The organism is Actinoplanes ianthinogenes, from assembly GCF_018324205.1.
GTDB classification, from domain to species: Bacteria; Actinomycetota; Actinomycetes; order Mycobacteriales; family Micromonosporaceae; genus Actinoplanes; species Actinoplanes ianthinogenes.
The window spans coordinates 9703924-9728809 of the sequence record NZ_AP023356.1 but is presented as its reverse complement, the minus strand read 5'-3'; the positions used below and the strand labels follow the sequence as shown (position 1 = coordinate 9728809).

The 24886-nt window shown below is 71.0% G+C and carries 19 protein-coding genes; 10 read left to right on the top strand and 9 right to left on the bottom strand.

Annotated elements, in window-relative coordinates; all coding sequences use genetic code 11:
• The first annotated feature begins 25 nt into the window (after positions 1-25).
• Positions 26-964 (top strand): hypothetical protein, encoded by a 939-nt coding sequence (locus tag Aiant_RS44450; RefSeq protein WP_189335494.1) that lies wholly within the window; start codon positions 26-28, stop codon positions 962-964.
• Here Aiant_RS44450 and Aiant_RS44445 read toward each other — a convergent pair.
• Entirely contained in the window at positions 961-1809 is an 849-nt protein-coding gene (locus Aiant_RS44445; RefSeq protein ID WP_189335495.1) for a helix-turn-helix transcriptional regulator, read from the bottom strand. The two genes, Aiant_RS44450 and Aiant_RS44445, sit on opposite strands and share 4 nt — an antisense overlap.
• A gap of 87 nt (positions 1810-1896) precedes the next feature.
• On the opposite strand from Aiant_RS44445, the gene Aiant_RS44440 reads away from it, so the two are divergent.
• Entirely contained in the window at positions 1897-2658 is a 762-nt protein-coding gene (locus Aiant_RS44440) for an SDR family NAD(P)-dependent oxidoreductase (protein ID WP_189335496.1), read from the top strand.
• 3 nt (positions 2659-2661) lie between these two features.
• On the opposite strand, the gene Aiant_RS44435 is transcribed toward Aiant_RS44440, so the two are convergent.
• On the bottom strand, positions 2662-3288 hold the full coding sequence (locus Aiant_RS44435) for a hypothetical protein (RefSeq protein WP_189335497.1): 627 nt from the start codon (positions 3286-3288) through the stop codon (positions 2662-2664).
• A 114-nt stretch (positions 3289-3402) separates the two neighbouring features.
• Here Aiant_RS44435 and Aiant_RS44430 point away from each other — a divergent pair, with 114 nt between their 5' ends.
• Positions 3403-4515, top strand: coding sequence for an EAL domain-containing protein (locus Aiant_RS44430; RefSeq protein WP_189335498.1), 1113 nt, complete (start codon positions 3403-3405; stop codon positions 4513-4515).
• A gap of 78 nt (positions 4516-4593) precedes the next feature.
• On the top strand, positions 4594-5085 hold the full coding sequence (locus Aiant_RS44425; RefSeq protein WP_189335499.1) for a TFIIB-type zinc ribbon-containing protein: 492 nt from the start codon (positions 4594-4596) through the stop codon (positions 5083-5085).
• Positions 5086-5249: 164 nt separating this feature from the next.
• On the opposite strand, the gene Aiant_RS44420 is transcribed toward Aiant_RS44425, so the two are convergent.
• A complete protein-coding gene (locus Aiant_RS44420; RefSeq protein ID WP_189335500.1) occupies positions 5250-6863 on the bottom strand; it encodes an AMP-binding protein in 1614 nt (537 codons plus the stop codon).
• Positions 6864-7202: 339 nt separating this feature from the next.
• On the opposite strand from Aiant_RS44420, the gene Aiant_RS44415 reads away from it, so the two are divergent.
• Positions 7203-7868: a hypothetical protein gene (locus Aiant_RS44415; RefSeq protein WP_229831224.1), complete on the top strand. Its 666-nt coding sequence runs from the start codon at positions 7203-7205 to the stop codon at positions 7866-7868.
• Between the two features lie 295 nt (positions 7869-8163).
• Complete coding sequence (locus Aiant_RS44410) at positions 8164-9057, top strand: patatin-like phospholipase family protein (RefSeq protein ID WP_189335501.1); 894 nt, start codon at positions 8164-8166, stop codon at positions 9055-9057.
• A 210-nt stretch (positions 9058-9267) separates the two neighbouring features.
• Here Aiant_RS44410 and Aiant_RS44405 read toward each other — a convergent pair whose 3' ends face one another.
• Positions 9268-10911, bottom strand: a complete 1644-nt coding sequence (locus tag Aiant_RS44405; protein ID WP_229831226.1) for a methyl-accepting chemotaxis protein — start codon at positions 10909-10911, stop codon at positions 9268-9270.
• A 156-nt stretch (positions 10912-11067) separates the two neighbouring features.
• Between Aiant_RS44405 and Aiant_RS44400 the strand changes: the two genes are divergently transcribed.
• Positions 11068-11475, top strand: coding sequence for an MmcQ/YjbR family DNA-binding protein (locus Aiant_RS44400; RefSeq protein WP_189335503.1), 408 nt, complete (start codon positions 11068-11070; stop codon positions 11473-11475).
• Positions 11476-11524: 49 nt separating this feature from the next.
• Here the strand turns inward: Aiant_RS44400 and Aiant_RS44395 are convergent, their stop codons facing one another.
• Positions 11525-14416: a hypothetical protein gene (locus Aiant_RS44395; protein ID WP_229831228.1), complete on the bottom strand. Its 2892-nt coding sequence runs from the start codon at positions 14414-14416 to the stop codon at positions 11525-11527.
• A 461-nt stretch (positions 14417-14877) separates the two neighbouring features.
• Here Aiant_RS44395 and Aiant_RS44390 point away from each other — a divergent pair, with 461 nt between their 5' ends.
• The 3 genes from Aiant_RS44390 (at position 14878) to Aiant_RS44380 (ending at position 16758) form a co-directional block, all read left to right on the top strand.
• Positions 14878-15153: a DUF1876 domain-containing protein gene (locus Aiant_RS44390; RefSeq protein WP_189335504.1), complete on the top strand. Its 276-nt coding sequence runs from the start codon at positions 14878-14880 to the stop codon at positions 15151-15153.
• Positions 15154-15332: 179 nt separating this feature from the next.
• Positions 15333-16043, top strand: coding sequence for an AraC family transcriptional regulator (locus tag Aiant_RS44385; protein ID WP_229831232.1), 711 nt, complete (start codon positions 15333-15335; stop codon positions 16041-16043).
• A gap of 55 nt (positions 16044-16098) precedes the next feature.
• Positions 16099-16758 carry a dihydrofolate reductase family protein gene (locus tag Aiant_RS44380; protein WP_189335505.1) on the top strand — a complete coding sequence of 220 codons (660 nt, stop codon included), beginning with the start codon at positions 16099-16101 and terminating at the stop codon, positions 16756-16758.
• Positions 16759-16834: 76 nt separating this feature from the next.
• On the opposite strand, the gene Aiant_RS44375 is transcribed toward Aiant_RS44380, so the two are convergent.
• From Aiant_RS44375 to Aiant_RS44360, 4 genes are all read right to left on the bottom strand, one after another.
• Positions 16835-18424, bottom strand: a complete 1590-nt coding sequence (locus tag Aiant_RS44375) for a glycoside hydrolase domain-containing protein (RefSeq protein WP_189335506.1) — start codon at positions 18422-18424, stop codon at positions 16835-16837.
• A 111-nt stretch (positions 18425-18535) separates the two neighbouring features.
• Positions 18536-19549 carry a hypothetical protein gene (locus tag Aiant_RS44370; protein WP_189335507.1) on the bottom strand — a complete coding sequence of 338 codons (1014 nt, stop codon included), beginning with the start codon at positions 19547-19549 and terminating at the stop codon, positions 18536-18538.
• A gap of 57 nt (positions 19550-19606) precedes the next feature.
• Positions 19607-20245 carry a C39 family peptidase gene (locus Aiant_RS44365; protein ID WP_189335508.1) on the bottom strand — a complete coding sequence of 213 codons (639 nt, stop codon included), beginning with the start codon at positions 20243-20245 and terminating at the stop codon, positions 19607-19609.
• A gap of 227 nt (positions 20246-20472) precedes the next feature.
• A complete protein-coding gene (locus tag Aiant_RS44360) occupies positions 20473-24837 on the bottom strand; it encodes a PAS domain S-box protein (protein ID WP_189335509.1) in 4365 nt (1454 codons plus the stop codon).
• Positions 24838-24886: the final 49 nt, after the last annotated feature.

Sequence of the window (24886 nt, the reverse complement as noted above, 5' to 3'; positions counted from 1 at the left end):
GGCAGCCGGCTTGTACGATTCGAGGGTGTTGAATCGATCTTGGGAAGTGGTGCCCGGGCAAGGTGCCGGCCCGCTGCGGTTCGGTGCCTCTCGTGCCGAGTTGCAGGCGCTGCTCGGACCGTCCCGGGCGTTCCGGCGCAGCCCCAGGTCGGAGCTGGCCGACCAGTATGAGGCCGGCCTGCTCATGCTCACCTGTTCCGAGGCTGAGGGACTCCATCTGATCGAGATTCCGGACCCGGACGGGGTGCACTATCGCGGTGTTCCACTCAGCGGTCCGGTCACCACGGTGCTCGACGACCTTCGGGCCGCGGGAATCGAGGTCACCGCCGACGAGTCCGGCTGGGTGCTCGCCGACGGCGCGATCGCCCTGTACACGCCGTCCTCGGAGCCGGACGCCCAGGTCGACGCGGTCACCGTGGCCGGACCGGGGCACGAGTTGCTGGGCGAGATCGTGTTCTTCCCGGCCGGCGCGGACGCGATGCCGGCGACCTCGTCGTACCTGGTCACCCCGGGAGTGGGCGTCGGCCCGATCGCGCTGGGCCGGCATCGCGACGACGTCCGGCGGCGATTGAACGGTGGTCTCTGCACGCAGCACGTGGCGGGCTCCCGCGAGCCGGAGGAGGACGACTTCTTCCACGACCACCTGGCGGTCCGCTACGGGCCGGATCTGCTGGCCGAACGCATCTTCGTCGCCAGGGCGGACGCCGTGCTGCTGGACGGGATCAACCTGCTGCCGCCCTACCCGGCGACGATCGAGGACGTGCGTCTGCTTCTCGCGGAAGCCGGCCACCCACTGATCGACCTGGAGGCCGGCATCGAGATCGCCGGCGTCGGCATCCAGCTGCTGACGATGCGGCCGTCGCCGTCCCCCGACGGCCGGTTGCCGGTGGCATGTGTCGCCGTGTTCGCCGGCACCGGTTCACCCGGCGGCGACCGCGATCAGCCTTTCGACCTGTTCACCTAACCGACCGCCATGCGCTGGGTGCCGATCACCGAGAGCAGGCGCAGGGCCTGCTCGGACGGCGACCCCGGCTCGGCCGTGTAGATGATGACCCGCTGGTCGCGGTCGGTGATGTCGAGGACGTCGCAGTTGACCGTGATCGGGCCGACCTGCGGATGCCGGAACGTCTTGACCAGGGTCGGCTCGGCGGAGACGTCGTGCGACTCCCACAGCTCGCGGAACCGGGCGCTGCCGGCGAGCAGATCGCGCACCAGTTCCGCCAGCTCCGGGTCGTCCGGGTATCGGGCCACCGTGGCGCGCAACCGCTGGGCGGACTGTGTGGCGAACCGGTCGGCGTCGGACACGCCGAAGAGCCGGTGGCCGTCGCGGTGCGGCCCGAGGAAGACCCGCCGGACCAGGTTGCGGTCGCGCCGCGGGGTCGCCGAGAAGTCCTCCATCAGCGCGGCCGCGAGATCGTTCCAGGCGATCACCTCGAAGCTCGCGGTGAGCACCGTGGCGGCCGCCTGGGGAAGCCGGTGCAGCAGGTCGAGGATGCTCTGCCGGACCTCCCGGGACGGGCCGGCGGGCGGGGCAGGCGGTGCGCCGGCCAGGTGGTGCAGGTGGGCGCGCTCGGGGTCGGACAGGCGCAGGGCACGGGCCAGGCCGGACAGCACCTCGCGGGACGGGCACGGGGCGCGGCCCTGCTCCAGGCGGGTGTAGTACTCGGTGGAGATGTACGCCAGCTGGGCCACCTCCTCGCGCCGCAGCCCGGGGGTGCGGCGGCGCGGACCGGCGGGCAGACCCACGTCGGCGGGACTGATCCGCTCGCGCCGGCTGCGCAGGAAATCGGCAAGCTCTCGTCGATCCACGTCACCCAGTCTGCGCGGCCGGGCGGCGCCCAGCCAGGTACCGCTGATGCCTGGATAGCGGCCGGACCGGCGGCGGAGGGTTGCCGCATGACTCTTCTGCTCGACGACAAGGTCGCGTTCGTCAGCGGCGCCGGCCGGGGGATCGGCGCGGCGGCGGCCCGGCTGTTCGCCCGGGAAGGCGCCCGGGTGCTGCTCGCGGCACGGACCGAGGACCAGCTGAAGGCGGTGACCGAGGAGATCCGGTCGGCCGGTGGGGTCGCCGACCACGTGCTGTGTGACCTCGCGGATCCGGACAGCGTGCGGGCCGCCGTCGACCGGGCGGTGACGCTGCACGGGCGGCTCGACGTGGCGTTCAACAACGGGGCGACGATCACCCCGCCCGGCCCGATGGATCAGGTGACCGTGGCTGACTTCGATCGGCTGTACGAGGTGAATCTGCGCAGTGTCTGGCTGGCGATGGCCGCCGAGGTGGCGGCGATCCGGGCCACCGCCGGCTCCGGAGCGATCGTGAACAACTCCAGCGTCGGGAGCCTGCGCGGCAATCCGCAACTGCCGGCGTACGGGGCGTTGAAGCGCGCCGTGAACAGCCTGACCGAGTCGGCGGCGGTGACCTACGGCCCGGAGGGCATCCGGGTCAACGCGATCGCGCCCGGCAACACCGCCACCGAGATGATCGACGCCTGGCAGGCGCGGTCGCCCGGGCTGGTGGAGCGGCTGGTGGCGGCCACCCCGCTGGGCCGGCAGGCGGCCCCGGACGAGATCGCCGAGGCGGCGGCCTGGCTGCTCAGCGACCGCGCGTCGTTCGTGACCGGCGCGGTCCTCCCGGTCGACGGCGGCGCCCGCGCCTGACCGTCACGCTGGTCCTCGCCCGGCGTCAGGAAACGGTCCTCGGTCCGGGACCAGGTAGGTCCGGACGGCATGGCGGTGGACCCGGTCCGGGCCGGTGAGCAGCGCGGGATCCTCCCCGGGCAGCAGCTCGGTCGAGGTGACCGCGGTGACCACCGCGTCGAGACCCGCCGGTGAGGTGGCCAGGTGGATGACGGCGAACCTCCGGTCGTCCGGATCCCACAGGATCAGGGTGCGGAGCAGCGTCGGCAGCCGCTTCAGCACCGGCCCGACCCGGTCCCGGCCGGCCCGGGTGGCCGCCACCACCCGGGCCGGGGTCAGCGGCCCGTCGAAGTAGCCGACGAGCGCCGCCCCCGGGGCACCGGTGGCCGCACCGGTGATGTCGTCCGCCACCTCGTAGATGTCGTCGCTGAGCAGCGTGACCGGCCGCGGGCCGTGCGCCCGGGACCGCTCGGAGGCAAGCTCGGCATCCTCCCGGCTCTGCCAGAGCGTCACCATCGCGCCGCCACCCGCGGTGTCCTCGAGAAGGATCAGGCCGGCGAAGCCCGGATGTCCTGAAACCAGCTCGGTGACCCGTTCGACCAGGCTGTCGTCCTGGGGCCGCGCGGCAACGGTCTGCATTCGTGCGAACATGGTGCCCACCTCCGAGTCGTCGATACCGACCATCGTGGGGCCGGAGCGGGTGCGGCCGAATCAGTGCTGCCACTGACCTCAGGCACGCACCCGGCCGGTCGATAGCTGCTCGGTGTGAGCAGTGTGTTGCGGACCACCGACCGGGCGATCAGCGAGCTGCTCGCCGGACGACACGTGTTTCCGGTCTTCCAGCCGATCGTCGACCTCGCCACCGGAGGCGTGGTCGGCCTGGAAGCGCTCGCGCGCGGCCCGGCCGGCAGCGCCCTGGAATTCCCGGACCGCCTGTTCACCGCCGCGCACGAGGCCGCCCGGCTCGGTGAACTGGACATGCTCTGCGCCGAACGGGCCCTGGAGTGCGTCCTCGCGGTGCCGAACCCGCCGCCGCTGCTGTTCGTCAACGCCGAACCGAGCGTTCTCGACCAGGAACTCTCCCCGCGCCTGGGCGAGCTGCTCTACGGCGGGTTGCCGTTCCGGATCGTCCTGGAGTTCACCGAACGGGCGCTGCCGGCCGTACCGGGAAGCCTTTTGCGCATCTCCGGGCAGGTCCAGCAGATCGGCAACGGCCTCGCGCTCGACGATGTCGGGGTTGATCCGATGTCACTGGCCTTCCTGCCGATCATCGAGCCCGAAGTGATCAAGCTCGACATGAGCCTGGTGCGCAATCCGGAGGCGGCGAACACCCGGCGGGTGTGCGAGGTGGTCCGCTCCGAGGCGCGCCGGACCGGCGCGATGGTGATCGCCGAGGGCATCGAGACCGAAAAAGATCTGCGCGCGGCCCGGGAGCTGGGCGCGCAGTGGGGGCAGGGCTGGCTGTTCGGCCGCCCGGGCCCGATCGAGCGGGCCGACCATCGCTACCAGCCCGCCGAGGTTCGCGCGCCCCGCCCCGGCTTCCACCAGCCGGCCGGCACACCGTTCGCGATCGCGGCCGCCCACGGTCCGGTCGGCCCCGCCGACCCCGCGTCGATCGCCGCCTTCCTGGCCGGTCTCGGCGACACCGCGCTGCTGCTGATCTCCGGCGACCCCGGCCGCCCGCTGCCCGACCTGGCCGAACGTGCCGGCAGCCTGATCACGATCGACGACCCGGCCCCCGGCGAACTGACCGTGGTCGCGCTCGGCGAGGGCCACGGCCGCGTCCTGACCGCCCGAGCCGGCACCGGCCTGGTCACCTCCGACGACCTCCCCACGGTGGCCGCCGTCGCCCGCGCCCTTCTGACCCGCTACAAATAGAAAAACCCGATTTGGGTACGCCCAGAGCACGGTGAAATCGCGCTGCCCTCGACCGGTCGCTCTGCCAGGCTGACCGCTATGGATACGCGCAGGTTCCTCGATCCTTCGACCCGGTTGTACGCGCTCGCCGCGGACGACATCGAAGTGGTGTGCCCGCGCTGCGCAGCCCGGGCACTGGTCGTCCCGCAGCGGGTCGACGGGACGAGCGTGCTCTCCTGGCCGCGGCGGCTCATCTGCACGTCCTGCGCGTCGACGGCCTCGTGGTCGCCGAGAGGGCAGGCCTCCCACTGGGGCGCTCCGGTGGATCCGTTCTTCCAGCTCCCGCTGTGGCTGCAAGCGGACTGTTGTGGACGCACCCTGTGGGCCTTCAACGAGGCGCACCTGACCCTGCTGCACGACTATGTCGCGGCCCACCTGCGCGAACGCGCCCGTGCCGACCCGGGTCTGACGCTGGTCGCCCGCCTGCCGCGCTGGGTGAAGGCGGCCAAGCACCGCGACGAAGTGCTCCGCACCATCACCCGTCTCCGGCAGTCCCGCGAGCCCGCACGGACCTCCGTTCAGCGACCGTGACCTGGATCGGATGGCCTTCGAACCCGACGAGGTCACCGCCCGTCAACCTGCCCGGCCGTCGGCGGGTGCCCAGGGACTTGGAGCGGGTCGAGCGGGTCCCGGCCTCCGGCATTTCTCATCGTCTGACGCGCCCGTGGTCGCGTACCGAAAAAGAGCCGTGCGGGTCAGGCGGACAGGTCGCGGGTGGAGATTTCTCGCATTTCCACCTTGCGGACTTTTCCGGTGACGGTCATCGGGAAATCGTCGACTATGCGGACGTAGCGCGGGATCTTGTAGTGCGCCAGCTTGCCGGAGCAGAAGGCGCGCAGGCTTGCCGCGTCGAGCGGGGTGGTGGCCGGCTTCATGCGGATCCAGGCCATCACCTCCTCGCCGTACTTGTCGTCCGGGACGCCGATCACCTGGGCGTCGAGGATGTCCGGGTGGGTCAGCAGGAACTCCTCGACCTCGCGGGGATAGATGTTCTCGCCGCCGCGGATGACCAGATCCTTGATCCGGCCGGTGATCCGGAGGTAGCCGTCGGCGTCCATCACCGCCAGGTCGCCGGTGTGCATCCAGCCGTCGGCGTCGATGGACTCGGCGGTCTTGTCGGGCTGCTCCCAGTAACCGAGCATCACCGAGTAGCCGCGGGTGCACAGCTCACCGGTCTCGCCGACCGGGACCGTCGCGCCCTGCGGGTCGACGACCTTGACCTCCAGGTGCGGGCCGGCGCGGCCGACGGTGGCGACCCGGCGCTCCAGGCTGTCGTCGGTGCGGGTCTGGCAGGAGACCGGGGACGTCTCGGTCATGCCGTAGCAGATCGACACCTCGGTCATCCCCATCCGGTCGATGACCTGCTTCATCGTCTCGACCGGGCAGGGCGAGCCGGCCATGATGCCGGTGCGCAGCGACGACAGGTCGAAGGTGTCGAAGTCGGCGTGGTGCAGCATGGCGATGAACATGGTCGGGACGCCGTACAGCGACGTGCAGCGCTCGGCGGCGACCGCGCGCAGGGTCAGGCCGGGGTCGAAACCGGGGGCCGGGATGACCATCGTGGCGCCGTGGCTGGTGGCCGCCAGGTTGCCCATCACCATGCCGAAGCAGTGGTAGAACGGCACCGGGATGCAGATCCGGTCCGCCTCCGTGTAGTCGATCAACTCGCCGACCAGGAAACCGTTGTTCAGGATGTTGCGGTGCGAGAGCGTCGCGCCCTTGGGGAAACCGGTGGTGCCGGACGTGTACTGGATGTTGATCGGGTCGTCCGGGCCCAGCGTCGCCTCGATCTCGTCGAGCACCGCCGGGTCGCCGCCCGGCGCGGTCAACTCGGTCCAGGACGGCTCGCCGATCAGCACGACGTCGCGCAGGTCCGGGCACTCGTCGCGGGTCTCGGCGATCATCGCGGCGTAGTCCGAGGTCTTGAAGGCTCGCGTGGCGACCAGGGTGCGGATGCCGGACTGCTGGAGCACGTAACGCAGCTCGTGGGTGCGGTAGGCCGGGTTGATGGTGACCAGGATCGCGCCGAGCCGGGCGGTCGCGTACTGAAGGAGGACCCACTCCGGACAGTTCGGCGCCCAGATGCCGACCCGGTCACCCTTGGTCACGCCGAGCCGGCGCAGGCCCAGCGCGACGTCGTCGACGGACGCCTTGAGCTGCGCATAGGTCCAGCGGCGGCCGGAGGTGCAGTCGACCAGGGCCTCCCGGCCGGCGTGCCGGGCGACGGTGGCCAGCAGGTCGGCGCCGATGGTGCGCTCCAGCAGCGGGGGAGCGGCCGGGCCGATGCTGATGCTGGTCTGTGAGTCCACGGCCTCATCCTGACCCGCCGGGCACCGGATTGTTAGACCCAAATAACGGCGGTGTGCAGGATCCGACGCTCGTGCCGGCCACCGCCCGCGACCTCCGGATTTCGGCCGTCAGGCGTTGAGATGGCGAGTGTGCATCGTCAACAGCGTTGAACCGGCGGCTCGCTGTCGGCGTTCACCACTTCGAGGGGGCCACGGCGGCTCCGGGCAGTGGGACGACCAGGACCTCAGGGACTGGCAGGCCTACAAGTCCGATCACGGCATGAGCACGGTGGGCAACGCTGCCACCCACGCGGGTGAGGCCTATCAGAACGGTTACGAGTGGGCGGGAGACATCCTCAAGTGAGATGGCTGAAGGCGCTCGCCGCGACAGGCGTCGCCGTGACCCTGGGTCTGGCGACGGCGGGCTGCACCGACGACGACCCGGGCGGGGACACCGCACCGTCGGCAGCGGCGCCGGCGAGTGCCGCGCCGTCGATGACCTTCGACGAGGCGTACCAGAAAGTGCCCTTGGGCGGCACCAAGGTCCTGCCGATCACCTGGGACCTGGCCGGGGCGCCGGACACCGGCGAGGTTCTTGCCGCCCGGCGAACCCTTGCATACAGCTACGGGTTGGATCAGTCGACCGACTGGGCCACCAGCATCCCGCTCGGACGGTACTTCTACACCGATGCCTACTTCGAGAAGGTCCTGGCGCCGTTCGTGACGGGGACCAACGATAATCCGTCGATAGGTCCGCTCTGGGTCAAGGTCATGGGGGTCGACCGGGCCGGCCCGGACCAGGCAACGGTCACCTTCTGCAACGACATCGGCTACTGGCATCGCGCCGACGAGAAGAACGCCAAGATCCGCAAAAACCGGGCGAACCTCGAGTCGTACGTGATGATGAACGTCGAATCGGGGGACGGCGAGCACCATTGGCTCGCCGACCGGGTGTTCGATCCGGATGGCGACCGCCAGGCCAAGTACGGCGCCGAGTGCACGAAGTGGGCCCAGCACCAGCCCTGACGGGAGATGCACGACCTCGCGGAGATCATGATGGGGTGCGGGCCGCGGACGTCGATCGCGGGCACCGCGGCGGGTTCGGACGAGCCGTGACCGGTAGCGGAGGAAGACGATCGTCAGTCGCCGGCGGGACCGGGCCGGGCTGGTAGGTTGTGAGCGGCCGTGACGCTGTCCGAGGAGGTGAGACCCATGACCGTTGGAACGAGGTGGGTGCTCCCCCTTGCCGTCACGGCTGGGCGATCGGCTTAGGTGTCGCCGGGAGCGCCTCGATGACAAGGCACTCCTGGAAGGCGAACCTGTGGTTCAGAATGTTGCTCTCGTGCTCGGGGCCGGTGGGTCGGCCGGGCAAGCGTGGCAGGTCGGGGTCATTGCCGGGCTGGCCGAGGCCGGTCTCGACCTGACCGGCGCGGCGGATCTGGTGATCGGCACCTCGTCCGGGTCCACCACGGCGGTGTGGGTGCGCAGTGGCGTGCCGGCGGCCGAGCTGCTGGCCAAAGTGCTGGCCGAGCCGAGCGGCCGGCGGCCGTCTCCGCCTCCGCAGCCGACCGCGCTGTTCGAGCGGATGCGGGCGATCGGGGCCGCCGCCACCTCGGCCGCCGACCTGCAACGGGCAATGGGCGCGTTCGGGTTGGAAAGCGATCCGCTGCTCGGGCCCGAGGTGGCGGAACAGCGGCGGGCGATGGTCGCGGCCCGGTTGCCCCGGCACGACTGGCCGGAGCGGCCGATGATCCTGGTGGCTCTCGACGCGCACACCGGCGAGGTGGTCGCGTTCGACCGGGATTCCGGGGTCGAGCTGGTGGACGCGGCCACGGCGGCGATCGCGCTGCCGGGCGGGGCGCCGACGCACGCGATCAACGGCAAGCGGTACATCAACGGTGGGGTGCGCTCCGCCGACAACGCGGATCTGGCCGCGGGGTATGCGAACGTCGTGGTGCTGACGCCGTTCAGTGAGCGGCGCGGGCCGCTGCCGGACGGGCAGTTCGAGGGGCTGCGCAGGTTTCCGGGCACGGATCTGGCGAGTCAGGTCGAGGGGTTGCGTGCGCGGGGCAGCCACGTCGAGGTGATCACGCCGGACGCGGAGTCGCGGGCCGCGATGGGCATCAATCAGATGGACCCGGCGACCCGCATTCCGTCGGCTCAGGCCGGGTTCACCCAGGGCAGGCGTGAAGCCGGGCGCCTGACCTTCCGCTGATGTGTGTCCGCGCCCGCCGGAGCGTCACGGCCGGCGGGCGCGGGCGGGATCGCCTCGATGTGGCCCTTGTGGAACTCGACATCGGCCACTCCGGCCGCGTTGCGCCGCGCAGGTCGAGCATCTCGTCGGTCATGTCCAGGCCGTGCACCGTGCCGGTCGGGCCGACCCGGCGGGCGGAGAGCAGGACGTCGATGCCGCCGCCCCGGGCGGTCAGACGCGGAACTGCGCCACCACGGTCTGCAACTCGCCGGCGATCCCGGCCAGCTCGGTGGCGGTGTCGGTCGCCTCGGCCAGCGCGACGGTCGTGTTCTGCGCGGCCGTGGCGACCCCGCCGATGTTCCCCGCGATCGCCGCGGTCCCCTGAGCGGCGTCGCCGACACTGCGGCTCATCTCGCCGGTGGTGGCGGTCTGCTCCTCCACGGCCGACGCGATCGTCGTCTGGTAGTCGTTGATCCGCGCGATGATCGTGGAGATCTCGCCGATCGCGGCGACCGCGTTGGCCGTGTCGTCCTGGATCGCCTCGACCCGCCGGGCGATGTCCTCGGTGGCCCGCGCCGTCTCCTGCGCCAGGTCCTTGACCTCGTTGGCGACCACCGCGAAGCCCTTGCCCATCTCACCGGCCCGCGCCGCCTCGATGGTGGCGTTGAGCGCGAGCAGATTCGTCTGCTCCGCGATCGCGGTGATCGTCTTGATCACGTTGCCGATCTCGGCGCTGGACTCGCCCAGCTTCGACACGGTGGTGTTGGTGTTCTGCGCGACCCCGACCGCCTCCCCGGCGACCCGGGCGGCCTCGGTGGCGTTCGAGGCGATCTCCCGGATCGAGGCGCCCATCTCCTCGCTGCCGGCGGCCACCGACTGCACGTTCGTCGACACGCCGCCGGCCGCGGTGGCGACCACCTCGGCCTGCGCCGCCGCCTCCCGCGCCGACTGCGCGATCCGGTCCGCGGCCCGGCCGAGCCGGTCGGTGCTGGCGCCCAGCGTCTGTGAACTGGCCGTCACCCGGACGATCATGCCGCGCAGCCCGTCGCGGGCGGTGTTGACCGCGGCCGCCATGGCGCCGAGCTCGTCGCGGGCGTGCACCTCGGCCGGCACGGTCAGATCCCCGGAGGCGACCGCGGCCAGGGCCGACGAGACACTGCCGAGCTGCCGGGTGATCAGCCGGGTGACGACCGTGGCCAGCGCGAGCGCGAGCGCCAGCCCGGCCGCCAGGTAGATCAGCATCTGGTTGCGCGCGTCGTGGTAGGCGTCCTCGTCCTCGGCCGCCATCGCCGTGGACTCGCGGTCCTCGGTCTCCTGCAGGTGCACCACCGAGGCGGTGAGCCGCTGCTGCGTCTGGGTCCACTCCGCGGACAGCCGGTCGCCGGCCGGCATCGACACCCCGGCCGGCGGCGCCTCCCGGAACAGCGCATAGTCGCGCAACTGCTGGAAGTAGGCGAACGTGTGGGCCACGTCCTTCGCGGCCGCCGCCCGGGTCGCCGAACCCTTGGCCAGCTCCTGATAATTCTTGATCGCGGTGACGGTGGCCTCGTCGGCCGCGGCGACCGCCGAGCGCTGGGCCGCCTTCTGCGCGGCGGGCAGGACGGCCCAGCCGAACATCGCCGCGGATCCGTCGCCCAGCGCCCCGCGCAGCGTGCTCAGCTGGAGGCTGCTGTCGACGTGCTGCGCCTTCATCGCCTGAAGGTCGCCGTTGAGCGTGCTGAGCCGCCCGAGCCCGACCCACCCGATGCCGGCCGCGACCACCGCGCCGCACAGCGCGGCGGCATAGATCTTGGTGCCCACGCGGCGGTCCGCCAGCCCGCCGACCAGCCCGTTGCGCCGGCTGGTGACCACCACGTCCGGACCCGATCCGCTCACCACAACCACGTACCTTCCGCGTCGACGGCCCGAGAGGTGCCTAATGCCGTTATCGACCGGTGCGCGCTCCCGATGAGGCGATTTGTCAGACCACATTTTTCGTACGCCCAGAGCGCGGGCTCGCGTGGTCCCCGGGTGGTCGTTACTGTCGTGCGCATGTCCGCCCCTGGAGACGTGCCCCCGGAGATCCTCGACCGGCTCCGCCCGATCTGCCACCGGTTGCCCGAGACGTATGAGGAACCCGCCTGGATCGGCATCCGCTGGCGGATCCGTGCCCGCACGGTCGCCCACGTCTACATCCCGACCCCGGACCGCTTCCCGATCTACGCGCCCTTCGTGGTCGACGGCGAACCCCCGGTCGTGCTGACCTTCCGGGTCCTCGTCGAGGACCTGCTGGGCCTGACCGCCGACGGTTTTCCGTACTTCCGGCCGGATTGGGGCCACAACGTCGCCGGCGCCATCCTCGGCCCGCACACCGACTGGACCGAGATCGCCGAACTGGTCACCGACAGCTACCGCGAGATGGCCCCGAAGTTCCTCGCCGCCCGCGTCCCCTTGGGGTGAGGACCCTCGTGCGACTAATCCGGCCTTGGGGCACGGCCGGACTAATGGCTCATGGTGCCGCAGGGCGGCGCCACGAACGGTGTGCGCCGGCCGCGCCCAGGACGGTCAGGACGGCGCCGGCGGCCGTGACCCAGAGAGGCAGCTCGGGTGGGATGTCCAGGTAGGTGACGATGCCGAGGATGCGGTGCAGGCCCCACGGCAGCAGGGCCATCTGGTCGTTCCAGACGGTCAGGCACTGCTCCAGGCCGGCGGTCCACAGCAGCACACCGAGGGCGAGCACCGGCACACCGGTCGCGAGCAGGAGGGCGGCGGTCACCCGGCGGCGGGACCAGGCGTAGCGGGTGCGCAGGACCGAACCGGTCGCCACGAAGAGCCAGAGGAAAAGAGCGAAACCGATCGTCACATACGCCGACCGCGCGCCCGGATTCGCCCAGAACCCGAGCCAATAGTGGCCGGGACCACGCACCGCCAGCACACCGAGCAGCAGCGCCGACCGTGACAGGGCTACGCCGCCCAGCACCGTCCACAGCGCATACGGGTCCCGGCGGCCGATCAGCAACCGGGCGACCAGCGCGAACAGCACCCACGAGCCGAGCGTCGCCAGCACGTGCGCCGGCGCCGCGAACCAGGTGAACACCTCCCGGCTCAGCACCAGCACGGTGGCCGGGAAGGCGATCACGACCCAGCGGGCGGCCCGGCCCGGGGCGGCCGACGGGGCCCGCCACGGCAGGATCGCCGACCGCCACAGGTCGCGCAGCGGACGCCAGGGCACCAGGAGCGAGACGACCAGCACGCCGAGCAGGACCTTGGCGAGCACCGCCATCGCCGGATCGCGGTCGAACCGCCGGGTGCCGAGGTCGGCCGCGGTGAAGTTGTAGGCCGGGAGGTCCAGGTCGGCGGCGTATCGGCGTACGAAAATCGTCCTGGTCTCCTGGTAGTGATCCGCGGCGGCCGTCCAACGGTCGCGGGCCTGGGCCGAGCCGGTGCCGGTCCACTGGGCGCGGCGCAGGAACATCGTGCGGTACGCGCTCAGTGTCCGGTAGAGGTCACTCTGGTAGTCGAGTGCCGCCAGCAGGCTCGCCCGCAGCGCCGGATCGCGCCAGGTGCCGGGATCGGTGGCGGCCACCGTGGCGCGCTGCTGGTCCGCGACGGCGGCCGCCCGCTCGCCCTCCGCGATGGTCTCGTCCAGGTGTCCGCGACTGATCGCATAGATGCTGTCCAGCGCCGCCGAGTCGCCGGTCACGATGTCCCACTCGAAGATCCACATCATCGGCGGCGGTTCCAGGCCGAGCGCCTTCGCCGAGTAATCGGCGTACGGGGTGAGGTAGAGACCCGTGGTGATCGCCTCCCGGGACGCGGCGAACATCCGACCGATCGCGGCCACCGTCGCCGGATCCGGCGAGAACGTCTGGCGCGCCCAGTCCGCGGTGATCTCCCCGGGGTCGGTGGACGGGTCGCGCGCCAGGCGGCCCATCGCATACGCGTTCAGGTCGTAGAGCTGCCAGAACCCGGTCCGCAGGTACAGCGTGCGCGGCCCGGCGTGCAGCGGCCCGCCGTCCTGGGTCCACAGCCACACGCCCTCGATGTGCGGGTTCAGGGCGAGCAGCCGGTTCAGGGCGGCGCCGTGCAGCGCGGTCAGGTCGTTGGGCAGCGAGCCGAAGCCCTCGAACTCGCGGCGGCCCTGGAACTCGACGATGCGCCGCTGGTCGCCGGTCGCCAGGGTGGTGTTCATCGGCAGGTGGCTGTAGAAGTCGCCGGCCGTGAACTTGGTCGAGACGATCAGATGCGGGTCGTGCAGCGAACCCAGCACCGTCTCGTAGGACTCGGGGTTGGTGTGCAGGTCGCCGACCGCGCCGACGCCGACCGTCCAGCTGCGGAAGATGATGTCGCGCCCGGACTCCCCGGCCACCGCCAGGAACGCGGCGAGCATCTCCCGCACCTGCTCCGGGGTGGTGACCGCGATGTCCGAGTAGTAGTCCCAGCCGGGCGCGCGGTAGGCCGAGCCACCCTCGCCGATCCGGATCATCAGCCCGGAGGCGAACGGCATCGCGGCGAACAGCTCGCGCAGCCCGGCCTGGTAGGTCGGCCACGGCGAGGACTGCGTCCTGAGGTATCCGGCCAGCGGCGGCGAGAGCGCCAGCATGTCGGTGAGGAAGTAGACCCGCATGCCCATGTCGGCGGCGTACCGGAAGACCGGCGCGAACGCCGCGGTCATCGCCTCGGCGCGGGCGAGGTGCGGGTCGTCCGGGGCGTAGACGGTGTCGCCGAACGTGACGTATTCCAGGAAGCCGGGCACCACGACGCCGGTGTAACCCTGCGCGGCCGAGTGGTCGATGAACTGGTGAAACTGAGCGGTGATCCGGCCGACCGCCTGCTGATCCACCCACGGGGCGCGGGGGAGGAGGGCGCCGGTGACGATGTCGGTGTTCAGCGAGTAGTCGGTGCCGCCGCGCCACAGCGCCGGGTCGTCGTCCCGGCCCACCGAGCCCGCGTCGGTGAGCCGCAGCCCGAGCCGGGGCGTCACGGTCCCGGTGGGGATCGCCGCGCCGGACCGGATCCGATCAGCGATCGCGTAGAGCCCGGCGGTCGCGCCCGCCTCGCCGCCCGCGGTCAGGGTGAGTCCGTCGCCGGTCCGCGCGATCCGGTAGGTCTCGGCTCTGTCGTCGCCGGTCACGGTCACGGTGAGCACGCCGGCTCGGGCTCCGGCCTCGGTTGCCGCGTCGGTGACCGATCGGGCCGCGACGTCCAGCCGGTGGCTGTGCCGGTTCAGCGTCACCGCCCTGATCGGCGCGGGCACGGCAGGAGCGGCCGGCGGGACGGTGACCCGCGGCTCGGCCATCACCGAGGCCGGCTGCCAGGACAGCCGCAGCGTGTCGCTCAGCCCGAGTGCCATCCCGGCACCGAGCACGAGCAGCGTGACCACTACCACGAGACGTCGCACGCCTCTTTGTAGATCAGAAAACCGGTTTTCGGTACGCCCGGAGCCGGCTGATCGCCGTGGACGGCGGGTGGCGGCTGTGGGCGTACCGTAATGGGGTTTTGATCTGTCAGATCAGCCAGGGGTTGCGGCGGACCAGGGGCAGGCTTGCCCACCAGCGGCCCAGGCCCCAGGTGTGCCCGGCGTAGGTGAGCGCGGTGACGATCACGCCGAGCGCGTAGACGAGGTGGTAGTCGACGATCGGGTTGGTCGAGTGGGTGGCCTCGCCCGCGCCGGTGGTCTGGATGACTATTCGCTGTCGCGCGCATGGTCACCCGGGCCGGCCGCCCCGTTTCCGCCGGGCCGAACGGCCCGGGGCCGGTCGCCGGATGTGGCAGATCGCGGATTCGGGACCAACGGCACTGGGCGGGCGCGCCGGCGAGCGCCTGGATGGGAGGAGACACAACAACCGGGGAAGGAGAGCGATGATGCACACGCGGACCTGGACGGTTGAGATCACCATCGACGAGCACGAGGAGGAACGGCGGACACATGCCGTCGCCGTGCTGCGCACCGAGGCGCGCCCGCAGGTACGCGGCGAGGGCACGGCACACCGCGCGCCGCGAGACCGGGAGGTGCCGGCGATCGGGGACGAACTGGCCACCGCGCGGGCTCTGGCGGATCTGGCCTACCAGCTGCTGGACGTGACGGCCGCTGACATCGAGGCCGTCGTCCACCGGCCGGTCTTCCTGGACAGCTGACCGCTGAGCCGTGCGCGACTCCCGCGGGACGCGCCGCTGATCCGGTCGCCGACCGGGCCAGCGGCGCGGCAGTGCCAGTCGTCCCGGACGGGATTGGCGGATTCTGGCGGTTGTCGCAACACTCCAGGTGAGCAACTACGCCTACATGTGGGAGTCGGCTTCGTCGGGGAGGGCACGGCGTGCGGTTCGAGCATCGTGACGTCGAGACCGACGGGTGCATCGTCGACCGTGTGTGGCGGACCTGTAGCGACTCCGCGAGCACCATGACATCCGCGGCGCGCACATCGTGCCAGCTGATTCTCACGCGAACGCGGGGAGAACTTCTTGCCAGCGTGCGCGGGCCCGAGACCACCGCGACCACGGCGCCGATTCCCCCGGACGCCGAGTTCCTGGGGATCCGGTTCGCGCTCGGCGCCGTCGTCCAGCCTCACCCCGCCGCCTCCATCGTCGATGGCTACGCGACGCTGCCCGTGACCGATTCGGGGCGAATCATCATCGGTGGAGAGGATTGGGAGGCACCGACCTACGAGAATGCCGAGCACTTCGTCCGACGGCTCCGGGATGCGGGTCTGCTGGTGCCTTCGGATCTATGGAAGGAGGGACATCCTGGCGGTGACCGGTCCCGGCGAACTCGGCAACGCCGATACCGCGTGATCACCGGCCTTTCCGAGGCTGCGGTGACCCAGATCGACCGCGCCAACGCCGCGGCCACCATGCTCCGCGACGGCCTCGACTGGCGTACGGTCGTCGCGACGCTGGGATACTTCGACCAGGCGCATCTGGCGCATGCGCTGCGGCGTTACGTCGGGCACACCGCCGGCGGCCTGCGGGCAGGCGAGGTTGCCGCGATGTCGTTCTTGTACAAGACCAGCTCCCAGCCCGGTAGCTAGCCTCCGGTGGTCGGCCGCCCGAGCGGCTGTCCCCCATTCCCTTCGGAGGAGAACCGTGCTGCTCAGCGTCAACGTCTTCGTCAGCCTCGACGGCATCATGCAGTCGCCGGGGGCACCCGGCGAGGACCCCTCGAACGGCTTCGACCGTGGTGGCTGGCTCGTCCCATACGCATCCGAGCACACCAACGAGGTTGTCCAGGGCTGGTTCCGCGAGGCGGATGCGTTTCTCTTCGGCCGTACGAGCTACGGCCTGCTCGGCGGGTACTGGCCGAAGGTCACCGCACCGGACGACCTCATCGCAACCAAGCTGAACACCCTGCCGAAATATGTGGTCAGCACAACGCTGCCGGATGACGAAGCGGACTGGAGTCCGACAACCGTTCTGCGTGGTGACTTCCTGGATGACATAAGGCGACTCAAAGCCGCCCCGGGCGGAGAACTCCAAGTGCACGGCAGCTGGCAACTCATCCAGGCGCTGCATCAGGCAGAACTCGTCGACCGCTACCGACTGTTGCAGTATCCGGTCGTCGTCGGGACCGGAAAGCGCCTGTTCTCGACCGGATCGACGCCCGTCGCGTTGAAAGTCGCGGAAGGAGACTCGCGCGTGCTCCCCGACGGGGTCGTCTCACTGACCCTGAACCCCGCCACCTTCGGCATGCTCGCCGCCGGGTCCTACGCCGTAGAACAAGGGCGCTCGAAAGCAATCTCGCGCTAGTTGGCATGCGCCCGCTCATCGGCTACTTGTCTACTGGTGGCACATCCCCAGCCCGGGTCGGGCTGGGGATGTGGCTTCACAGCAACGGCGTGCGTCCGGAGAAGCCGGTGGCCGCCTGGATGCGCGGCAGCAGCGTGGTGCCGTTGCCCGGGTAGAGGTAGAGAACGTTGCTGGAGACGGTCACGGCCGCCAGGTCGAGGTGGCCGTCGCGGTTGAAGTCGCCGACGCCGAGCAGGTCGCGCATGCTGTTCCAGCCGGTGCCGATCTGGCGGCGGGCGGCGAAGCCACCGGAGCGTCCGGGATAGAGGTAGAGGGCGCCGGTGGAGGTGAGCCGGGCGATCAGGTCGGACCAGCCGTCGCGGTCGAAGTCACCGACACCGGCGAGCTCGCTCATGGTGTCCCAGCCGCCGGTGCCGACCTGCACTCGGGGGCCCAGGGTCGCGTCGGCGCGGCCCGGGTAGACGTACAGGGCCTTGTCGCTGGTCTGTGCGGCGAGCAGATCGGGATGGCCGTCGCGGTCGAAGTCGCCGATCGCGGTGAGCTCGCGCATGCTGTTCCAGCCGGTGCCGATCTGCTTGCGGGCGCCGAACCCGGATCCGGTGCCGGGATAGAACCACAGGACCCCGTCCGAAGCCTGCCGGGCGACGAGGTCCTCGTGGCCGTCGCCGTTGAGGTCGCCGATGCGCAGGAGCGCGTTCATCGCGTTCCATCCGCCGGTGCCGACGGTGACGGGTGCGCCGGTGTCGACGTAGGTGCCGTTTCCCGGATAGAGGACCAGGCTGCCGTTGCCGGTGAGCCGGGCGATCACGTCGGACCAGCCGTTCCCGGTGAAATCGGCGAACTGAGCGGAGGGCAGTGGCGCGACGTCGGCGTAATCGTTGTCGATGTTGATGGTGACGCCGCCGTACGTCTCGGTGTGGTCGCCGCGGTACTGCTTGATCCGCCGCTGCGGCGACCAGTAGGCGGCCGGGATCGCCGGGTCGGAGACGGTTGCCACGCCGTCCCACCGGGCGAAGTCGAGGTAGTCGGGCCGCACATATCCGCTGGTGTTGTAGTTGGCGACCTGGTCGGCCACACCGGAACCCATGCTGCTGTAGAAGCCGGACAGGTAGCCCCGGTCGTGCAGCCGGGCGGTCCAGGCGCTCATGAAGGCGAGTACGCCGCTGCGGCATACGGTGTCATCGGTGCGATAGGCCTCCATGTCGTAGATCAGCATGCTCTGCGGTCCCAGCCCCAGCGCGGTCGCCTGAGCGGCCGCGTCGTCGGCGGTGGCCCGGCCCTGCGCCGCGGCCTGGGTGTTGTCGATCCGGTTCGGCTTGGTGGAGGTGGTGCAGGACGCTTGCGGGCCGAGGTAGAGCGGCAGCAGGTGCCACCCGCCGGCCTGCTGGCGGGTGACCCAGTCGGCGGTGAGGTTGGGCTGGGTACAGCCGCGGTTGTTGCCGCCGAAGTAGATGCCGATGGCTCGGTAGGGTGACGCGAGCCACGCGTCCATCGTGGTGTTGGACGGGGCGGTGCAGGCGTCGAAGCCGGATCCGGTGAAGCTTCCCGGCGCGGCGGCCGCAGCGGCCGCCGCCGGGACGAAGGCGGCAGGGCCGGCGGTCACCAGGCAGACGGCGGCCATGAAGAGTAGACGGCGCAGGGGCGGGGTAGCACTGGACGGTCTCATGACGACCTCCCTCGGGTTGACCCCTCCGAGGCAAACAAGGCGTTCCCGTGGTCGGCAAGGGCCACATGGCTCGTACCGCCCGGTTCGATCCGGCTGTGATCGACGCCTGGATCAGCCGGTGGCTATCTCCGTCGTGCAGTTCTCCCGGTTCGGCTCGTCGCGCCAGAGGCAGACCTGGATCGTCACCGGCTGGCCGCCGATCGTGGTCGAGACGGCCGGGGAGTGGACGTAGCCTCGTTCCGCCAGCGGCAGCGGCGTCGCGCAGCTGTGCCACGGCCCGTCCGCGATCCTCCACCGGACGCGGGTGCCGCCGGCGTGCGGAGTGGCGTCGTCGGAACCGGCCCGGCCCCAGTAGTAGATGCGGCCCTGATGGCTGGCGTAGCGGGCGGATCCGTTCATCGCGTCGAAGTCCAGCGTGGGGCTGAGCCGGGTGGCTTGGTCGTCGTCGAAGACCGTGGAGGCGTCGGTGATGATCTCGTCGCCGGTGGCACCCTCCCGGCAGGCGTGATCCTCCTTCGGCCAGGCAAGCGTCAGCGCCAAGCCACCTGCCACTGCGGCCACCGCACCCACCGCCACGACGCCGCGCACCGGCACCCGGCGGCGCCGCTCCGGCGGCCGGGGAACGGCTCTGGCGTTCACGATCAGGCCAGGCGACGCGCGCGGGACGGGCAGCAGGGCCGGGGCACGGAGGTCGGCCTCCCTCGCCTGGGCGATCAGAATGTTCAGGTGCTCGACCGCGACGGTGAGACGCCGGACGTCGTCGTCGCCGAACGTGCTTCCGGTGATGTGGTGCGCCGCCCGAGCGACCGCCACCACCGCCACCGGATCGGTCAGGTATCGCAGGTCACCGGCGAGGACGCCGCCGACAATGTCCTTGTCGACAGCCAGGCTGGGTGCCATCCGATGGGTACGGATCACCTCGGCGAGGTGCCGCAACGATGCCGGACGGCGCGGGCGGCGGGGGACCGGCCGGCCGGGCGGCGGCGTGTAGACGCCGTCCCGGCCGGCCTTCGTAGCGGCCGCGTTCACCGTCGAGACGAGAAGTTGCGCCGCCTCGTCGACCCGTTGCCACCACGGATCCTTTCCGTCCACCCCGATCACCCCCAGCTCATCGACCGGGGTCATTTTACTGAGCTTCCGGAGTCGAGGTTGCTCCCGCGTCCGCAGCCTGACCTCAAAAGCTCAGAATGCGTACAGGTATGCCTTCATCACGAGCTGGCACAGGTAATCGAAGCGGATGCCGTACGTGGGATCCGGGTCGTACCCGGGCCACGTCGAAGCCGGGTCGAGGATGTAGACGATGCGGTTCGTGGGCTCGTAGCCGTAGATGACGAACCAGTGGTCGATGGTGTGGTCGTTGGTCCAGTCATCCGGCTTGTACCGGCTGTTTGCCGGCACCACCACGTTCACGATCGGCGGCGTCCATTCGCTGATACTTTTCTCGATCCGGCGCCAGAACTCCTCGCGCAAATCGCGAGAGCTGCGCAGTCCGCCCTCGTCCTCGACGTCCTCGAGCTCGTAGGTGTACCGCCCGAAGATGTATTCCGTGCCGTACAGCATCTGGTATCGGGTGCTGCCGTTCGAGTCGGTGCCGATCTGGTTCGCGAGCTCTCTCTGGCCGGGCATGTCGTCTTCGTCGTACCAAGCGGAGGACGCTATGCGCAGGGACGCCGGCCCGCACCAGTTGTCCTGCAGCTGCGTCTGCCAGACCAGCGGGATCTTCACCGGTGCGGCGAGGGCCGCGCCGGGAAGACTCAGCGCACCCGTCCCGGCGGCGGCCGCCCCCAGCAGGGGAAGGGTCAGCAATCTGCGTCGGTTCATCGACGGCATCCTCTCGACGAATTAGCGGCGGTCCGGCGACCGCCGACGTCCATCGTGGATATCTATCTGTCCCCGGCGCAGCGTCATCTGTCGGTGGGACCAGCGACGGGACAGATGAACCGCTCGGTCAGAGCGGCACCTGGCCGTCTGAGCGAATCGGGCGAGTGTTCTCCCTGATCCCGGCTGCTATGCGGTGAGCTTCGTCTCGGGAACCCGCCGTGGCGAGCTCACGGTGTGGCGAGCAGCATGGTCAGGGAAACGACGAGACCGCCGGATCGGGCCGGTTTCAGGCGCAGGTCGTCGACGAGATGACCGGCCAGCCAGAGCCCGCGTCCACCCGGCGAGTCCAGATCGGGACGACGGTCCTTGGCCTCGGTGTCGGCGCCGTGGGTCCCGTCGTCCTGGACCTCGCATTCCACGCCTGTGGCCGTCCGGCGCAGACGTAGCCGGCCTCGGCCGCCGCCGTGCCGGACAGCGTTGGTGAGCAACTCGTACACCGCGATGGTGAAGTCCTCGGCCCGCTCCGGAGTCAGTCCGGCGGTCTCCGCCGCGTCCCGCACGACTCGGCGCAGCCCGGCGATGGTCTGCTCGGTGAAGGGGATCCGGAGGCCGGTGTCCTGGCCCTGCCTCCGGGGATGGTGGCGGACCATGACGAGGGCTTGATCGTCTTCGCCGGCGAGTGCCGCGGCCAGGACGGCGTCGGCGATGTCGTCGGCTCGTGCGTCGGCCGGTGTGCCGGCCAGGAGGGCGTGCAGGTCGCGGATGCCGTCGTCGTAGTCCTCCTCGCGGCGTTCGACGAGGCCGTCGGTGTACGCGAGCAGGGCGGCGCCCGGGGGGAACGGCACCGAGGTGACCGGGATGGGCCGGGTCACCATCCCCAGTGGTGGGGTGCGATCGGTGGCGACCGCGGTCGGCGTGGTGCCGGGGCCGAGCAGGACGGGGTGCGGATGACCGGCTCGGACGATGTCGGCTCGCTGTTGCGCAGGATCCAGCACGAGCACGACGGCCGTACCCCAGAAGCCTCGCCCGACCAGCGCGGTGAAGCGGGCGAACAGGTCGTCCAGCGGCACCTCGAGCCGGATGAGGGTGTTGATGACGGTCCGCAGCTGGGCCATGTCGGCTGCCGCGTCGATGTGGTGGCCGACCACGTCACCGACGACGACGGCCAGGCGTCCCGCGGACAGGTTGATCAGGTCGTACCAGTCGCCGCCGAGTTCGAGGCCGGACAGTGCCGGGCGATACCGTACGGCGATGTCCAGTTCGTCGGGCACGACGGCGGAAGCCGGATGCAGGCGGGTGGCCAGCCGCGTGATGAGCTGGTGTTCGGTGGCGACCAGCCGAGTCCGTTCCAGCGTCTGTTCGCAGACGTCGGCGACGGTGTCGAGCCGGGTCACGTCGGCCGTGGCGAACTGCTGCGGATACGTCCAGCCCAGACCCAGGGCGGCAACCGTGCGGCCTTGCGAGTCGTGCAGGGGCAGAACCACGGTGCTGACGATGCCGTGCTCGGCGACCAGGTCGGACAGGCCGGGGTATCGGGCACGGAAGGCGGCCCGGTCGGGCAGCAGAATCCGCTGCCCGGTGCGCAGCGTCTCCACGATCGGCTGCGGATCGTCGAGGTCGGGGCGGGTGTACGCGGCGGCGAGGGGGTCCGGCAGACCGGGCCCGTACAGCCGCAGCCGGTTGCCCTGCTCCCGCACGAGCAGACCGCACATGGTGGTGCCCAGAGCGGCGGGAACGGACTCGAGCATCACCGTGATCGCCTCGTCGGGCGTACGGGTGACGCTGAGGCGGGCCGAGAGGGTCGCCATGCCGGCGACCGCCGTCAGCAGGCCGGTGCGTTGCAGCGCCTGACCGATGAGGTCGGCCACGGTCCGGAGCACGCTGCGCATCCGGGCATCGACCTCCACGGGCCGGGTCCAGCGCACGAGCACCGACCCCGCGGGAGAGCCCTCGCGCAGCACCGGCATCGTGAACACCGTCGCGCTGATCGGGTCGTCACCCGCCGCCGGTGAACCGGAGGTGGCGGGGATCCAGGTGGCCGAAGCACCGTCGACTATGGCGGGCAGGAGCGTACCCACCGCGGTGGTGACGTCGGCAGGATCGGTGGCGGCGCTCAGTGCACTGGCGAACCGGGCCAGGGCCTCGGCCTGACGCAGGGTCCGCTGCCGGTCGGTGACGTCCCGCGCCACGACGGCGAGGTGTCCCGTGGCCGCGGAGTCGCCGGCCACGCTGAACGCCTGCAGATCGACCTCGACGGGCGTCTCGCCCCGGCCCGGGGGAAGGGCGCGAACGGCACGCTGCGGTACGACCGGCGATGCCGGCGCACGCCCGTCCGCGGCCTCGGGCCTCGGCATCGGCGCGCCGACCAGGTCGGTGAGCCGTTCAGGCGCTGCGGCGCGGTCCGTCATCCGCAGGCCGGCGGGATTGACGTAGCGCAGCGATCCGTCGGCCCGGGCGACGGCGACCAGGTCACCGGTGCGTTCCACCAGGGCCTGGAACAGCCGGGACTCGGCCTGCGCCGACCGTTCGGCGGTCAGGTCGGCGGCGTATGCCAGCCACCGCAGCGGGGCGTGACCGAGTGCCACCACGCCGACGAGAACCGGCACCCGTCGCCCGTCGGCGTGCAGGTACTCCTTCGGGAAGGCGCTCGACCGGCCGGTGGCGGCGAGTTCGGCGAGCGAGCGCTGGTCGGCCTCCTCCCAGCCGGGCGGGGTGAGTTCCGGCCAGCGCAGCCGGCCCAGTTCCAGGTCGGCGCGGCGGTATCCCAGCATGCCGAGGAACGCGTCGTTGGCCTCGGTGATCGACTCGTCGACGCCGCCGAACACGGCGAGGACGTCGGTGTCCACCAGCCGCTGGAACCGGGTGCGCTGCTCGCCCAGGGCCTGCAGCAGGCGAGTCCGTTCGGTGACGTCCACGACGGTGAACCCGATACCGACGTCCTCGGCCGAACCGGCGATACGAATCGGGAAATAGCTGGCCACGCGATGGCGTACCAGCCCGGTGTCCGGCTCGGGGGCGACGAACTCGACACCGTTGATCGGCCCGTCCGTCATCACCGTGCGCATCAGGTCCTCGATACGCCGGCCGTCCCCACCCCACAGATCGGAGGGACGCTGCCCGAGATGCGCCTCGGCCGGCAGGCCGTTGATCCGGGCGAGCGCCGGGTTGACGTGCCGCAGCCGCAGATCGAGGCCGGCCCATCCGATACCGACGGGCGCCTGCTGCAGGATCGCGTCGATGATGGCGGTGGTCCGGCGTACCGCCTCCTCCGCCTCGACCTGCCCGTGGACGTCGGTGATCGTGCCCAGCCACTCCATGACGTCGCCGTGCTCGTCACGGATGGCCGCGGCCCTGCCGACGACGTGGCGGTAGGAATCACTGAGAGCGTGGCGCAACCGGTAGCGCACCTCGACCGGCGTGCCGTTGCCGGTGGCGTCGCCGAAGGCCCGAGCGACGTGGTCACGGTCATCCGGGTGAACCATGCGCAGCCAGCCGGTTCCCCCGTGCTGCGGCCACGGTTGCCCGGTGAAATCGGCGAGAGCCGGCTGCGGCTGAGTGATCATGCCGTCCGGGCCGCGCGACCAGATCACCGTGTTGGTGGCCTCCACCAGGGAAAGGAACCGGCGCTCGGCACGGATCTGCTCCGCCCGGGCGGCCGCCTCGACCTGCCAGACGCGCGCCTGCTCGGTGGCGTCCGCCACCGCCGACCGCAACCGATCGGTCACCTGCCGCTGTTCATCCCGGGTCTCCAGGCGCTGGAGGGCCTGACCGGCGGCTGTCGCGGCCAGCCCGAGAATGAGGTGCTCCTCTCCCGTGACCCGGTGCTGCCGCGCGAAGGCTATCCACACCCGCCACCGGCGCGTGCCGGTCAGGATGCGTGCCTGCACACCCGGTAAGGGGTCCGCGGTGTGGGGCTCGGGTTCCGGCAGCATCAGCCCGGCAAGCACCTCGGACGGGACGGCCGAGGCAGGGACGGTCCCGCCAGCGGTGATCACCTGCGCAATCGTCTCGCCGTCGTGGTCGGCGAGATAGACCTCGGCGTCGAGCATCTCGCCGAGGGTGCCGGTCAGCAGCCCGAGAACCTCGTCGACTTCCGACGCCTCGTTCAGGCGTTGCGAGAGCTCGACGGCGAGTTGCTGGCGGCGCTGCACGGCCCGCTGTTCGGTGACGTCGCGGACGGTGCCCACCAGCAGCCGCCGTCCGGTGTCGGGATCCGAGACCGAGGCGGCGGAGACCGACACCCACACCGGGTGGCCCAGCCGGTGACGGACCGGCACCTCATAGGTGCCGCTGCCGGCACCCAGCAGGTCGTCCAACGCGCCGGCCAGCCGGGCGCGCGAGGCCGGGTCCTCGGCCGCGTCCGGCCACCACGGATAGGGCGGGGTGTACGGGATGCCCTCCCGCCCGAAACCGACGATCCTGGTCCAGGCTTCGTTGACCTGGATCACGACACCGTCCTCGTCCGCGAGGAAGATCCCGTTGTCGCTCTCCGCCAGCAGACGTGCCGCCCACGCCGCGTCCGGCACGACAGCGGCGCTCTCACCCGGGGCTCCAGGCCGTGCTTGCGGCGCCGACTCAGCGTCGCTCACCATGCGACCTCCGCCCGGCATCGAGACAACGACGAAAGCTTATCGTCGCGCC